General features: G+C 72.9%; 8 protein-coding genes. 4 read left to right on the top strand and 4 right to left on the bottom strand.

The features are described 5' to 3' along the window. Positions 1-65: 65 nt before the first annotated feature. Positions 66-3,557: a LamG domain-containing protein gene (locus KGD83_RS07665; protein WP_212643167.1), complete on the bottom strand. Its 3,492-nt coding sequence runs from the start codon at positions 3,555-3,557 to the stop codon at positions 66-68. 435 nt (positions 3,558-3,992) lie between these two features. Here KGD83_RS07665 and KGD83_RS07660 point away from each other — a divergent pair, with 435 nt between their 5' ends. Continuing rightward, positions 3,993-5,639 carry a glycoside hydrolase family 10 protein gene (locus tag KGD83_RS07660; RefSeq protein WP_212643166.1) on the top strand — a complete coding sequence of 549 codons (1,647 nt, stop codon included), beginning with the start codon at positions 3,993-3,995 and terminating at the stop codon, positions 5,637-5,639. A gap of 220 nt (positions 5,640-5,859) precedes the next feature. Next, positions 5,860-8,295 (top strand): GH92 family glycosyl hydrolase, encoded by a 2,436-nt coding sequence (locus KGD83_RS07655; RefSeq protein WP_212643165.1) that lies wholly within the window; start codon positions 5,860-5,862, stop codon positions 8,293-8,295. A gap of 85 nt (positions 8,296-8,380) precedes the next feature. On the opposite strand, the gene KGD83_RS07650 is transcribed toward KGD83_RS07655, so the two are convergent. Beyond that, a complete protein-coding gene (locus KGD83_RS07650) occupies positions 8,381-10,897 on the bottom strand; it encodes an ABC transporter permease (RefSeq protein WP_249352415.1) in 2,517 nt (838 codons plus the stop codon). A gap of 163 nt (positions 10,898-11,060) precedes the next feature. After that, entirely contained in the window at positions 11,061-11,828 is a 768-nt protein-coding gene (locus KGD83_RS07645) for an ABC transporter ATP-binding protein (RefSeq protein ID WP_212643163.1), read from the bottom strand. Between the two features lie 195 nt (positions 11,829-12,023). Here KGD83_RS07645 and KGD83_RS07640 point away from each other — a divergent pair, with 195 nt between their 5' ends. Continuing rightward, complete coding sequence (locus tag KGD83_RS07640) at positions 12,024-12,818, top strand: SDR family NAD(P)-dependent oxidoreductase (RefSeq protein WP_212643162.1); 795 nt, start codon at positions 12,024-12,026, stop codon at positions 12,816-12,818. Positions 12,819-12,866: 48 nt separating this feature from the next. Here KGD83_RS07640 and KGD83_RS07635 read toward each other — a convergent pair whose 3' ends face one another. Beyond that, on the bottom strand, positions 12,867-13,835 hold the full coding sequence (locus KGD83_RS07635; protein ID WP_212643161.1) for a helix-turn-helix transcriptional regulator: 969 nt from the start codon (positions 13,833-13,835) through the stop codon (positions 12,867-12,869). A gap of 355 nt (positions 13,836-14,190) precedes the next feature. Between KGD83_RS07635 and KGD83_RS07630 the strand changes: the two genes are divergently transcribed. Further along, positions 14,191-14,550, top strand: coding sequence for a hypothetical protein (locus KGD83_RS07630; protein WP_212643160.1), 360 nt, complete (start codon positions 14,191-14,193; stop codon positions 14,548-14,550). Positions 14,551-14,586 lie beyond the last annotated feature (36 nt).

The raw sequence follows: 14,586 nt of genomic DNA, 5'->3' as shown, positions 1-14,586 counted from the left end.
CCCGGCGGAGGGGGCCGCCGGGCAGATCGTGCTTGTCAGGGGGAAGCAGGGGGTCCACAACGGGTTCAGGCCACGGGAAGATACCCCCGCATCACGCGGTCCAGATCGGTTTCGGCGAGCACGCCCTGGTACAGGTGCACGTCGCTGATGTCGCCCGCCCAGGCGTCGGAGAACTGCTGCTCGAAGAGCGCCCCTCCGATGACGACCGGGCCGCCGGTGTGCCAGGCGTCGGGTACTTCGGCGCTGCCGTTGTCGACTCCGTCGACGTAGAGGGTGACCCGGCGCGAGGTGTGGTCGTAGGTCGCGGCCAGATGCGTCCACCGCCCGAAGTCGGGGGCGTGGTCGGACAGTGCACGGTGCCAGCCGGAAGCGTCCATGGTGTCCTCCGGGGGCAGCTTCATCACCCAGTTGTCCCACTCGAAGGAATGCTGGTAGCTGAGGTAGAAGGCGCTGTGGAAGTCGCCGTCCTGTGAGACCGCGGTGGAGTTGTGTCCGACCTCGTCCAGGCGGACCCACGCGGCGACCGAGTAGCTGCGGTCCGTGCGAATAGCGGTGTCATCGGTGCGGATGTGTTCCTGCGCGGTCGGATCGAGACTGACACCGGGTGCCCAGGTCACTTCGTTGAGGGCCTGGTTCCAGGCGGTCAGCGGGTCGCCGTGCAGTGTCGCGGTCAGTCCGTGGTCGGAGGAGTCGGAGACCGAGGTGCCCTCGGTCTCGTCCAGTTGCCAGCGCCCTTCCAGTGCGGCGGGGCGGTTGGCCAGTTCCCAGACCTCGGAGCGGGCGTCCTCGTCCGCGGTCAGGGGCTGGTCCATGAGCACCCGGTCCCACACGCGTACCTCGTCGATCGCTCCGATCCATGTGCCGATGTGCTCGCCGCGGTAGCGGGCACCGCTGACGACGAAGTCCCCGTCAGCGTTCCACGGGGTCTCCTGGACCGCGGTGGCCTGCTTGTCGCCGTTGACGTACAGCGCCAGTTCACCGGTTTCGGGATCGAAGGTGCCGAGCAGATGGGTCCACACACCGATCTCGGCCTGCTCCGTGGAGATCGCCCGGTGGGTGACCTGCGTGTCGTCGGCATCGTACGGGGCCTGCTTGAAGACCCAGCGGCCTCCCTCGGTGTGCTGGTAACCGAGGTAGAAGCCGCTGTTGCGGTCACCGTCCTGGCCGACGGCTGCGAGGTTCTCCGTGGCGCCCTCCTCCAGGAGGACCCAGGCCGCGACCGAGAACGCGCCGCTGGTGTCCACGACGGGACCGTCGGTACGCAGGTGGGAGTCTCCCGTCGGCTCGACGGCGGTTCCTTCCAGCCGATAGCTCTGTCCGGCGCTCTCGCCCACACGCCCACGAGTCCAGCCGACGGTACCGTCGGCGGTCGCGACACGGCCGGACTCACTCAGGTCGGCCACCGTGGTGCCGGTTCCCTCGTCCATGGGGAAGTGGGAGACGGGGTTGGAAGGCGGCGCGACCGTGAACGTGTACACCAGGCCGCACTCGGAGGAGTTGCCGTAGGCGTCGGTGATCCGGGCGTGGATGAGGTTGGGACCGTCCCGGCGCGGGGTGATCGCAACGGTCGCCTGCGCCCCGGGCTCGTCCAGTTCCACCGTGGTGGAGCAGGAGGCGTCGTTGACGCTGTAGTGGTAGGCGGTGGCGGCCTCGACCCCGTTGTTGGTGAACGTGAAGTCGCCGCTGCGTCCCACCGAGCCGTGGACGGTGTCTCCGGACGGGTAGTCGGTGGAGGTCACCGCGGGTCCGGTCTCGGGCTTGGTGGTGTCGATCCTGATCCAGCACCAGTCCGACCAGGGGTAGCCCCACTCGGTCTGGTCGTGGGCGATCGCCCGGTAGCCCAGCAGCTCTCCTTCGGGAAGCCCGGTGGCGGTCACGCGGTGCGAGGAGCCGCTCGGCCAGTACCCCACGTCGGAGTAGGCGGAGTCGGCGTACTCGCGCGGTTCGGTGCCGTCGACCCGCCACTCCACACGCAGCTTGAGCTTCTGACCGCCCCAGGCGGCGCGCGCGTCGTAGTCGCGGATAGTGGCGCGGAAGGTGACGGTGGTGTCGTTGATCAGGCGCGGATTGTCCCGATCGGTGGAGCAGACTCCGCCCAGGGAGTCGGACATGGTGGAGGTGGCCACCTGGGACGGCTTGTTGTTGTAGTCGATCACCACGACCGGTGGTTTGCGGTCGGTGTCGAAGCGCCGCCAGGCGGTGGTGCCGGACTCGTCGCGTTCCTTCAGGCGCAGGTAGACGTAGGACTCATCGTTGTCCGCGCCCCACTGGTAGGCGGTGGTGGCGTCGAACTCCACACCGCTGCTGGACGGGCAGGTGGCCCAACCGCCGGTGACGTTCTGGGTGTCGAGCAGGGTGCGTGTGGTGGGTTGGTTGTTCCAGGTGGTCTTGCTGTTGAACCTGTCCGTGCGGTGGAGCTGCACGTGGGAGTTGCTGTTGCAGTCGTAGGCCCACTCGACCTCGGTGCGCAGGGTGGCCGCGTGGATCGTGGTGGTGTCCTGTTTGATGCGTCCGGGCACGGAGAACTGGAAGAAGGCGCGCCGGGTGTAGACGCGGTCCCACTCGATGCGCCCCACGCCCACGCTCTCCTCCTTGGAGTTGAAGTAGGCCTGGTTGGGATAGGCGCGGTCGACGTAGGCCCAGTTGGGGCGGCTGGCGCTGACCGAGGGGTCGATGTAGACGGGGTACTCGGTGGTCTCGTCGGTGAGCATGCCCTGGTCGGGAACCAGACGGATGGATTCCACCTCGACCTCGGTCTCGACCAGCGCGGTGCGGGCCCCGGTGGTCGGTGCCAGGAGCGGGTCCTCGCCCGGGGCCTCGTCCTGGCCGGTGGAGTCCCACATCGCCGGGGCCTGGGCGGTGAACACGCTCTGGCCGCCCTCGTCGCCGAGGGCCTCGATGTTGCCGTGTTCGTCGGCGACGACGCGCACGCCGGTGGCGTCCAGGGGGAGTTCGAGTTCGGCCAGTTCCGGGGAGGCGGCGGCCTCGGGGGTGTGCACGACCAGGACCTGGGTGAAGCCCTCGACACCGGCGGTCAGGACCAGGTCCACGTCGGGCAGCACGTCGGCGTAGGTGGCCTGGTCGCCGTCCAGGGTCGGCGTGGGCAGTTCTTCGGCCCAGTCGAGAGCGACGCTGTTGGAGCCGATACCGATCCGGGCCATCGGGGCGTCACCGCCGCCGGAGAAGGCGATGTCCATGCCCGCAGCCCTGGGACGAACCAAGCCGTCGTCACCGGCGACCAGGGTGGTGTCCACATCCACCCAACCGTCCGCGGAGCGCACCCGAACGGGGATCGCGGAGACCTCGGCGGTGAAGGTGCCGTCGGGATTAGCGAAGTGCCGGGTCTTCTCGTCCGTCAAGGACGGGATCTCCACCGGTTCCCCGGTCTGCTCCGCCAGCGCCAGCGCGTCGAACTCCTCGCTGGCGCCCTGCGCGTTCTCGCTGCCAGGCGGTGTGGAGTCGTCGTCATCGGCCGCGGCGGGCACCGCGGTCATAAGTGACAGGGTCAGCGCGGCAGCGGTGGTCACCGCCGCCACCCGGGTCAAGGGGGAGAGCATGGGGGATGCCTGTCTTGTGCTGTTGTGGTGGGACTCTGCCCCCGAAGGGACTTAGTCCAGCTACTTCAAACCGGGCAGAAAGTTACTAGTTACACCTATGACGACACAAGGCACACAGAGTCACTTTTATCCACCGAAGCGAGGTTCAAGCGATGACTGGGGACGCTGACATGGACGCAAACCCTCGTGACCGGATCCGGTCACGGAATATTTGACCGAGCTACTGGCGGGGTCTCGCTCGATCCAGGCAAGTCGGCACCACGCGGCTCCCGCGACACATAGGCACCAACCTGACGTAGGAGTCTTGCATCTGCCCGACAAATCATGAAGGTTTTCTCCTAGGGCAGACCCGGACGCCGCGCGCGGTGACCGCACCGGAGCGCGTCCCTTCCGGCTGCTCGCTGTCCGCACGACAGAAGCCGGAAGGAGCCCACGTTGGCGAAACCGCACCGGAACCGTCCCGCTCACCCGCCCGCCCGGGGAGCGGGCCGGGTCTCCCGAGCCGTCGCACTGGCCGCAGCGATCACCGCGTCGCTGCTCCACGCGCCGCACACGGCGGTTGCCGCCGCTCCGGCCGCCCCGGCGACGAACACCTCCACCGAGCCGTGCGCGGTCGATCCGCAGGCCCCGCCCAAGCGGCAGATGCGCGCCGAGTGGATCGCCTCGGTGGTCAACATCGACTGGCCCAGCGAGCAGGGCCTCCCGCCCGAGGCCCAGCGGGCTGAGCTGACCGACCTGTACGACCGGGCCGAGGCCGACGGGCTCAACGCCGTGTTCGTGCAGATCCGGCCGACCGCCGACGCGTTCTGGCCCTCGCCGCACGAGCCGTGGTCGGAGTGGCTCACCGGCACGCAGGGCACCGACCCCGGCTACGACCCGCTGGCGTTCGCGGTCGAGGAGGCGCACGCCCGCAACCTGGAGTTCCACGGCTGGTTCAACCCCTACCGGGTGGCCATGCACGACGACCCCTCGCGCCTGGTGGCCGACCACCCGGCGCGGGTCAACCCGGACTGGGTGTTCGCCTACGGCGGCAAGCTCTACTACGACCCGGGCATCCCCGAGGTACGCTCGTTCGTCGTCGAGGCGATGATGCACGCGGTCGAGAACTACGACCTGGACGGCGTCCACTTCGACGACTACTTCTACCCCTACCCGGTGGCGGGCGAGACGGTGCCCGACCAGGACACGTTCGCCGAGTACGGCGGAGAGTTCGGCGGCATCGGGGACTGGCGGCGCGACAACGTCAACCGCATGGTCCGGGAGATGGACGAGGCGGTGCACGCCGCCAAGCCGCACGTGAAGTTCGGCATCAGCCCGTTCGGGATCTGGCGCAACGACACCAGCGACCCGAACGGCTCCGACACCGGCGGGTTCGAGTCCTACAGCCAGATCTACGCCGACAGCCGCAGGTGGGTGCGCGAGGGCTGGGTGGACTACATCAACCCGCAGGTCTACTGGGAGATCGGCCTGCCCGTGGCCGACTACGCGGTGCTCGTCCCCTGGTGGGAACAGGTCACCGATGGCACCGACGTACACCTCTACATCGGCCAGGCCGCCTACAAGGCCGGCAACGCGGGCGCCTGGTCCGACCCGGACGAACTCTCCCGGCACCTGGACCTGAACCGCGAGTACCCGGGCGTGGACGGGGACGTCTACTTCAGCGCGAACTCGCTGCGCACCAACGCCAGGGACGCCATGGACGTCGTGGTCGAACAGCACTACGCCAACCCCGCCCTGATCCCGGTCAAGGAGGACCTGGGCGGGGCCGCTCCCGCGCCGCCGGTGGTCACCGCCGCCGCCCGGGCCGACGGCGGCACCGAGCTGACCATCCGCCCCGGACGCGGCGGCAGGCCCGCCTACTACGCGGTCTACGAGCTGGCGGGCGCACCCGGACGGCAGGAGGTCCCGTGCGGAGTGCAGGACGCGCGCGCACTCATCGGCACGGTGCGCGCGGCCGAGGACGGCGGCGAGACGGTCTTCACCGCGCCCGGCGGCGGTGACGTGACCTACTACGTGACCGCCCTGGACCGGCTGCACCACGAGAGCACGACGAGCAACCCGAGGCACGTGCCCCGGGGCTGACCGGTGAACCGCGGGGCCCGGCGCGCGTGCGCCGGGCCCCGGCCTCTTCCCCCGACCCCGAGTCCCGCGCCGCCCCGGTCCGTACCGTGGTCGGTCCGTGACACCACGGCGACGGACCGGCGAAGAACGCGCCAACTCCGCCGCCAGGAACTGGCCACGGCGCGCACCGCTGGGCCAGACTCGCCGGGACCGTCCGCTCCCCCGCTAAGGACCTCAGAGGATGACCCTCCCTCCACGTTCCCCCCGACTCCTATCTCCGATCCTCGCCCTCGCCGTCGGCGCCGCCCTGCTCTCCCCCGCCCCGGTGGCCTCCGCGTCGCCGCTCCCGGCCGAGACGGCCCGGGCCGTGGCCTCGCCCGCCGATTACGTGGACCCGTTCATCGGCTCCACGAACGGCGGCAACACCTACCCCGGCGCGGTCCGGCCGTTCGGGATGATCTCCTGGAGCCCGACCACGACCCGCGGCGACCAGACCGACACCGGGGCGGCCAACGGCTACTCCTACGACGTCACGCGGGTGCGGGGCTTCGCCCTGACCCACGTCAACGGCGCCGGGTGCCACCCCGGGGCCGCCGGGGACGTGCCGATCATGCCGGTCACCGTGCCTGTGGACTCCTCGCCCAGCGCCGACACCCGCGACGAGGTGTACGCGAGCGACTTCGACCACGCCGACGAGTCCGCCTCCCCCGGCCGCTACACCGTGGCCCTGGAGAACGGGGTGCGCACGGACCTGAGCGTCACCGACCGGGCCGGTGCCGGGGAGTTCGACTTCCCCGAGGGCGACCCCGCCAGCCTGCTCTTCCGCACCTCCAACTCGCTCAACGGCAGCGAGGACGCCGACGTCCGCATCGACGCGGAGGCCCGCACGGTGAGCGGTTCGGTGCTCACCGGCGCCTTCTGCGGACAGCGCGCCAACGGCGGTGAGAACAACCGGAACTCCTACTACCGGCTGCACTTCACCGCGCGCTTCGACACCCCCTTCACCGAGGTGGGCACGTGGGAGGACGGAGAGCTGAAGCCGGGGGCCACCACCGCCTCCGGGGGTGAGGGCTACGTCCGCGACCAGCGGCGGGGCCGGGGCTCGGGCGGCTACGTCTCCTTCCCCGAGGGCTCCGACGTGGGCGTGCGCGTGGGCGTCTCCTACGTCAGCGCGGAGAACGCCGAGGCCAACCTCGCCGCCGAGATCGCCCCCGGGCAGAGCGTGGACGCGGTGGCCGCGTCGGCGCGCGAGGCCTGGGACCGGCGCCTGCGCGCGATCAGGGTCGGCGGCGGCACCGGGGACCAGCGCACCGCCTTCTACACGGCGCTGTACCACTCCCTGCTCCAGCCCAACCTGGTGAGCGACGTCGACGGCCGCTACCCGGGCATGGACGGCGAGGCGCACCGCGTGGCGGACGGACAGGGCGCCCAGTACACGAACTTCTCCGGCTGGGACCAGTACCGCGCGCAGGTCCAGCTGCTCGCGCTGCTGGAACCCGGGGTGGCCGGGGACTTCGCGCAGTCCCTGCTCAACTTCTCCGAGCAGAACGGGGGCGTGTGGGACCGCTGGGTGCACATCAACGGGCCCACGCACGTGATGACGGGTGACCCCTCGGCCGCGACGCTGGCGACGTTCGCCGCGATGGGCGTGGACGGTTTCGACGCCGAGGCCGCCTACGCGTCCCTGCGGACCCAGGCCACCGAGCCGCACCCCGACGGCCTGTCCGACGCCGGGTGCCCGGGCCAGTGCGAGGGTCAGCGCCCGAACCTGGAGCGCTACCTCGAACTCCGCTACGCGCCGCAGGACGACTGCCACTGCTGGGGCGGAGCCGCGGAGACGCTGGAGGCCTCCGTGGCCGACAACGCGCTCGCCCAGTGGGCGGGGCGCCTGGGGCGCGGGGACGACACCGAGATGTTCTCCGAGCGCGGCGGGTACTGGCGCAACGTCTACAACCCGGAGGCCACGCCGGAGGCGGGCTACGCGCAGGCGCGCGACGCCGACGGGTCCTGGGTGACGCCCTTCGACCCCGGGCGCGACACCGGGTTCGCGCAGGGCACGAGCGCGACCTACACGTGGATGGTGCCGCACGACGTCGGCGGCCTGGCCGAGGCGATGGGCGGCCGGGAGACCGCGGCCGAGCGCCTGGACGGGTTCTTCCGCACCCCCGACGGCGCGTGGTCGGTGGGCGGCGGCGACCCGCTGCGCTACGACCCCACGAACGAGCCGGGCATCCACGCGCCGTGGATGTACAACGCGCTCGGGCAGCCGTGGAAGACGCAGGAGACGGTACGCGAGATCGTGGACACCCAGTACGGGACGGGGCCGGGCGGTCTGCCCGGCAACGACGACCTGGGCACGATGTCGGCCTGGTACGTGTTCTCGGCCCTGGGGCTGTTCCCGCAGGCGCCGGGGCGCGGCGAGCTGCTGCTGTCGGCTCCGGTGTTCTCCTACGCCAGGATCGCGCCGAGCGGACGCGAGCCGATCACCGTCGTCGCCCCGAACGCCGGGCCGGACGCGACCTACATCGGTTCGGTGCGCCTGGACGGGCGGGAGCACACGCGTTCCTGGCTGCCGGAGTCCTTCCTCAGCGGGGGCGGGCGCGTCACGCACGTGCTGGTCGGCGAGCCGAACACGGAGTGGGCGACCGCTCCGCAGGACCTGCCGGTCGACCGCTGAGGCCGTGGGCGGGCGCCGCGCTCCCGGGTGCGGCGCCCGCCCATGACCGTCGCGGGGCCCGGTGAGCGCCGGGCCCCGCTGCCGCTCACCCGGCGGCGTGCAGCGGGCGGGCGCGCAGGGCCGCGACGGCCGGGACCAGGCTCGCGAGCAGCCCGATGCCCACGACGGCGCCGGCCAGCGGCAAGTACTGGTCCAGAGGGACGGCGAGCACCACCGCCCCGCCGCCGACGAGGGCGTGCCCCACGGCGGCCACCCCGGTCAGCGCCGTGGCGGTGCCCAGCGCCACCCCCGCCAGCGACACCGCCAGGGCCTCCCCCGCGACCATCCCGGCGACCTGGGCCCGCGAGGCCCCCACCAGGCGCAGCAGGGCGAAGCTCCGCGCGCGGGCCGACACGGAGACGACGAGGGCGTTGACCGCGCTCACCCCGGCGAAGCCCGCCAACAGGGCCACCATGAGGTGGGTGATCCACGCGTCCTCCTGGCCGATCCGGGCCTGGTCCGCGATGTGCCCGGCGCGGTCGGCGACCCGGAGTTCGGGCCCGGCGTCGATCGCCTCCTCCAACAGGGAGGCCGTCCTCCCGGCGTCGGCCGAGGGGTCGAGCAACACGTACAGGCCGTTGTGCAGGGTGTCGAGCATCCGGGGCGCGACGGCCTCCTCGGGCAGCAGGACGTCGGGGAAGTCGAGTCCCGCCCGGTACAGGACCGACACCCTGGCCGTGAACCCGGTGCCGTCGGGGCCGAGCAGCTCCACGGTCCGCCCCGCGCGCCACCCCCGGCTCAGGGCGGTGTCGGCGCGCACGGCGACGCCGCCGGTGCCGAAGTCCTCCCACGCGCCGTCCTCCACCGCCAGGTCGTGGATCCGCGGCACCGTACCGGGTTCGACCAGGTGGGTGGTCAGGTACGGCCCGCCCGCGGAGGTGACCGTCTGCCGGTAACCCCCGGCCGCGGCGACCCCGGGCACGTCCTCGGCGGCCTCGGCCGCGGACGCGGGCAGTCCCACGCCCAAGGCCCCGGACACCACCAGGTCGGCGGCCAGACGCTCACCGTAGGCGCGCAGGCGGGCCTCGGTGGTGGTCGTCTCCTGGAAGAGCAGCAGGCACGCGACCGCCGTCGTCACCAGCAGGGGAGTCATGACGCCCGCCACCCGGCGGACGTCGGCGCGCGCCTCCCGGTCGGCGACCAGGAAGGCGGCGCTCCCGCGGGTGACCGGGCGCAGCAGGGGCAGCGCCGCGTGGACCAGCACCGGCGAGAGCAGGACCGCTGCGGCGACGAGGACCAGCGCGGCGGAGACGGCGGCGGTCACCGCCACCACGGTTCCGGCCAGGCCCCAGGCCGTCGCGAACAGGGCCGCCGCACCGCACAGGGCCACGGCCCCGAGCACCGGGCGGGCACGGGAGAAGGGGACGGGTTCGGCCTGCGCCGCGCGCATCGCCTCCACGGGCGCGATCCGGCCCGCGGTGAGCGCGGGGCGCAAGGAGGCCGCCAGCGGCACGGCAAGGGCCAGCGCCGCGCCCGCCGCGAGCGCGGGCCGGCCCAGGAGCAGTTCGAACCCGTCCGGCAGCGTCCCCAGCGCCGTGAAGATCCTGGTCAGGAGCAGCGCCAGCGCCGAACCCACGAAGCAGGAGAGCGCGGCGGCCACGCACCCCAGGACCAGGGCCTCCCCGACGACGAGTCGGCGCACGAGCCCCGGCCGGGCCCCGGCCAGACGCAGGAGGGCGAACTCCCGGGCACGGTCGCGCACGGTCAGGGAGAGCAGGCCCGCGACCGTGACGGCGGCCACCGCCAGCGCCAGTGCGGCCATGGTGCCCAGGAACCGGCCCATGCCCGAGGCCAGGTCCCGGTTGTGCCCGTCCAGCGCGAGCGCCGTGGCGCGTTCGTCCCCGGTGAGGACCCGGACGCCGGGCGCGGCCTCCTCGACCGCCCCGGCCAGCCGTTCGGGGTCGGTTCCCTCCCCGGGCCAGAGCGCGGCCACGACCGGGTCGCCGCCCCGCCGCGCGGCCTCGGCGGCTGGGAAGAACAGGGCCCGGTCCGGGGCGCCGCCGCGCTCGACGGTTCCGGTGACCAGGACCTCGGCGATCCCGTCGGAGGTCAGGACCCGCGCGCGGTCGCCGGGGGTGAGCCCGGCGTCGGCGGCGGTGCGGGTGTCGATGACCACCTCGCCCCCGTTCTCGGGGGCCCGCCCGGTGGCCGGGGTGAGCCCCTCGGCCTCGGCCAGCGCCCAGGAGTGGCCGAAGGAGCGGTCGGAGTGGCCGCCGAGCGTGCGGTCGGAGGTGACCACGTAGGCGGAGAAGGGGGCCTCGACCGCCGTCCGGCGCACGCCGGGGAGGCGTTCCAGTTCCGCCACGGTCCGCGGGTCCAGCCGGGGCGGTTCCCCCAGCGGTGAGGCGGTGATCCCGGCCGCCGCCTCCTCGGGGACGGCCGTCACCACGACCGGCGCCCGCGACAGCGTCCAGGACGCCCCGGCCCCTTCGGCGGCCACCCGTTCGGCCGAGTCCTGGAGGGCGAGGACGGCTGTGGCCAGCCCGGCGCCCAGGGCCACGGTCAGGACCGACAGGGCCAGCTGGCGCGCCCGGTCGGCGGCGCCGCGCAGAACCATCCGCATCACGCGGCACCGCCTCCCCCGTCGCCGGGGGCCGCCTCGTGGTGGCGCGGGTCCTCTTCGAGGTGGTCCGGGTAGGACGTCCGACCGGTCGGCGCCCCGGGTGACGTGGTGGGTGGGGTCACGGCTACCGCCCCGGGCGGCGCACCATGGTGCGTCGCGCGGTTCACAGCTCCTCCAGACGCCGGATCCAGGCCAGGACGGAGTCCGCGGTGGGGTCGGCCAGCTCCCCTTGGACCAGGCCGTCGCGCAGCATGAGCACGCGGTCGGCGCGGGCGGCGGCTACGGGGTCGTGGGTGACCATGACGACGGTCTGCCCGTGGTCGGATGCCGCCCGGCGCAGCGCCTCCAGGACACCGGCCCCGGAGTGTGAGTCGAGGTTGCCGGTGGGTTCGTCGGCCAGGAGCACGCTCGGCCGGTGCACCAGGGCGCGGGCGACGGCGACGCGCTGCTGCTGGCCCCCGGAGAGTTCGAAGGGCCGATGGTCGAGGCGGTCCGCCAGGCCGAGCGAGTTCACGAGGTGGTCGTGCCACGCCTCGTCCCGGGCCAGGCCGGACAGGCGCTGGCCGATGGTGATGTTCTCCCCCGCGGTCAGCGACGGGAGGAGGTTGAATGACTGGAAGACGAACCCGAACGCCCGTGCGCGCAGCCGGGTCAGGGCCGGTTCGGCGAGTCCGGTGATCGGTCGGCCCTCCACCGTCACCGTGCCCGCGTCGGGGCGTTCCAGTCCCGCCAGGCAGTGCAGGAGGGTGCTCTTGCCCGAGCCGGAGGGACCCATGACCGCCGTGAACCCTCCCCGGGGGAAGGCCGCGTCCACCCCGGCCAGCGCGTGGACGGGAACGCCGCCCCGCCTGTGGGTCCTGGTCAGCCCGGTCGCCCGCAGCGCGTGGGGGGCGGCGTCGGCTCCGGTCCGGTCCCGGACGTGCCCGTCCATGGCGAACTCCGCTCGTCTCGTCGTGTGGAGGGGGTTCGGCGCCCTGTCCGGCCCCCGAGCAAGAGCCAAACACGGGGGCCGGTCCGCGTCACGGGGTCTGGACGGAGGTCCGGTGGTGGGGCGGCCCCCACCTCCCGGGGCCCGGGCGACGGGTCGCGTTGGGCGGCGGGGCGCGGCGCGACGTAGCGTGACCCCATGGAAATCGATCTGCGTACACGCACGGCCCTGGTGACCGGTTCGACCCAGGGCATCGGCCTGGCCATCGCCACGGCGCTGGCTCGCGCCGGGGCGACGGTGGCGGTCAACGGGCGCAGCGGGGAGAAGGTGGCCCGCGCGGTGGAGGCGATCGCCGAGCGGGTGCCCGGGGCCGCGCCGGTGGCCGCGACCGCCGACGTGACCACAGAGGAGGGCGTCGACCGGCTCCGCGAGCTGCTCCCCCGGCTCGACGTGCTGGTCAACAACCTCGGGATCTTCGGGGCGCGGGACGCGCTCGACATCTCCGACGAGGAGTGGCGGCGCTACTTCGAGGTCAACGTGCTCTCCGCCGTGCGCCTGACCCGGGAGTTCCTGCCCGGGATGACGGAACGCGGGTGGGGCCGGGTGCTCAACATCGCCAGCGACTCGGCGGTGGTGATCCCGGCCGAGATGATCCACTACGGCATGTCCAAGACGGCACTGCTCGCGGTCTCGCGGGGGTTCGCCAAGGAGGCAGCGGGCACGGGGGTGACCGTCAACTCGGTGATCGCCGGTCCCACCCACACCGGCGGCGTGGAGGACTTCGTCTACCAGCTCGTCGACCGGAACCTGCCCTGGGAGGAGGCGCAGCGGGAGTTCATGCGCCTGCACCGGCCGCAGTCGCTCCTGCAGCGGCTGATCGAACCCGAGGAGATCGCCAACATGGTCGCCTACCTGAGTTCGCCGCTGGCCTCGGCCACCACGGGGGCCGCCGTGCGGGTGGACGGCGGGTACGTCGACTCCATCGTCCCCTGAGAACGCCCCCGGACGCCGGGCGCCCGGCGTCCGGGCACGGCGCGGCTCTCAGCCGGTTCCACCCACGGACCGGTGGAGGCGGTCGGCGAGCGCCGCGGTGTGACGGGCGAACTCCGGCGGGCCCTCGACCGTGAAGGGCAGGCCGGTGAGCGCGAGGACGACCGCGAGCCACTCGTGGGAGTCCACGCGGGCGGTGTAGCGCGCCCGGCCGGGGCCGACCGCCTCCAGGCCGCCGTCGATCCGGGAGATCCGCGCCGCCACCTCCCCGGCCGACGCGTCGAACAGGACCGACACCGTGTGCCGGGCCTCCCCCGTACCGAAGCCCCGCTCCAGGTGGTCGGCCAGCGGTTCCCCGGGCAGCTCCCGGCGGGTGAAGGGCGCCCTGGCGGGGGTGACCGCGGTGATCCGGTCGAGTCGGAAGGTCCGCCAGTCGTCGCGCTCGCGGTCCCAGGCGAACAGGTACCAGCGCCGTCCGGTCAGGACCAGCCGGTACGGGTCCACCTTGCGGCGCATCTCGCGGCCGTCGCCGCCGCGGTGGAGCATCCGGACCCAGTGGCCGTCCGCGACGGCCTCGCCCAGGTCGGTGAGGACCCGTGTCCGCACGCCCGGCCACACCCGCTGCTCCGGTTCGACCGCCGCCGCCAGCGCTTTCGCCCTGCGGGCCAGGTGTGAGGGCAGCACCCGGGCGAACCGGGCCAGGGCCCGTTCCGCGCTCTCCTCCACGTCCTCCACCCCGCCGAGCCCGGCGGCGACGATCCGCAGCCCCAGGGCGGCGGCCACGACCTCGTCTTCCTCCAGGAGCAGGGGCGGCACCGCGCGGCCCGCGACCAGCCGGTAGTGGCCGCCGGGGCCGCGGAGGCCCTCCACCGCGTAGCCCAGTTCGCGCAGCCGGTCGATGTCGCGGCGCAGCGATCGCGGGCTGACCTCCAGGGCGGCGGCCAGGTCCGCGCCGGGCCAGGCCCTGCCGGTCTGGAGCAGGGAGAGCAGGCGCAGCATCCGCGCACTCGTGTCGGCCATACGGCCCATTCTCCGGCGGAATGCGGCCGGAATCCGACCGCAATCCCCGGTGTGGCGTGGTCGCCGCTCTGGCCGGGAGTTCCGGCAGTCCGGAAAGCGGATTTGCGCACGATCACCGGGGTGACAGAAGAGTACCGGTGGTGTGATCGTGGACACCAGCGGCGTTCTTGTGGAATCGCCCCCGTCGCTTCGGACGGAGGCCTCACCCGCTGACCAGCGGTTCCCGGGCAAGGGAACGGCGCACGAGTCGCATTGTGACCCCGTGGGATCACTCTGCGCGTCCGTCCCTTACTGAGAGTTTACCCGGGCCGGGTAGACATAGACGGATCGGCCCCCACGGACCTGAGATAAGGATGTGCGCGACGTGATGGACTGGTTGAGCAACCTCTTCGGCGGAGCAGCCGAGGAAACAGCCCAGGGAGTGTCCGACGCCGTGGGCGGGGTCGGTGAGACCCTGGGCGGCGCCGGAGAGGCCGCACAGGCCTACGGTGAGGGGGCCGTCGGCGGCTTCGCCGAAGGCGCCCAGGCCTACGGCGAGGAGGCCGTGGGCGGTTTCACCGAGGGTGCCCAGGCCTACGGCGAGGAGGCCGTGGGCGGCTTCCAGGACAGCGCCGCCGAGGCGGTGGGCGGCTTCCAGGACCAGGCGGACACCGTGAGCGGCATCGCGGAGGACCCGGGCGGCGCCGCCGCCGACCACTTCTTCGGCAACAACTGACCTACCACCCTCCCGGCCCCGGCAGGGAGGGAGCGG

Source organism: Nocardiopsis akebiae (assembly GCF_018316795.1).
GTDB classification, from domain to species: domain Bacteria; phylum Actinomycetota; class Actinomycetes; order Streptosporangiales; family Streptosporangiaceae; genus Nocardiopsis; species Nocardiopsis dassonvillei.
This window is presented reverse-complemented; position numbering and strand designations above follow the sequence as displayed.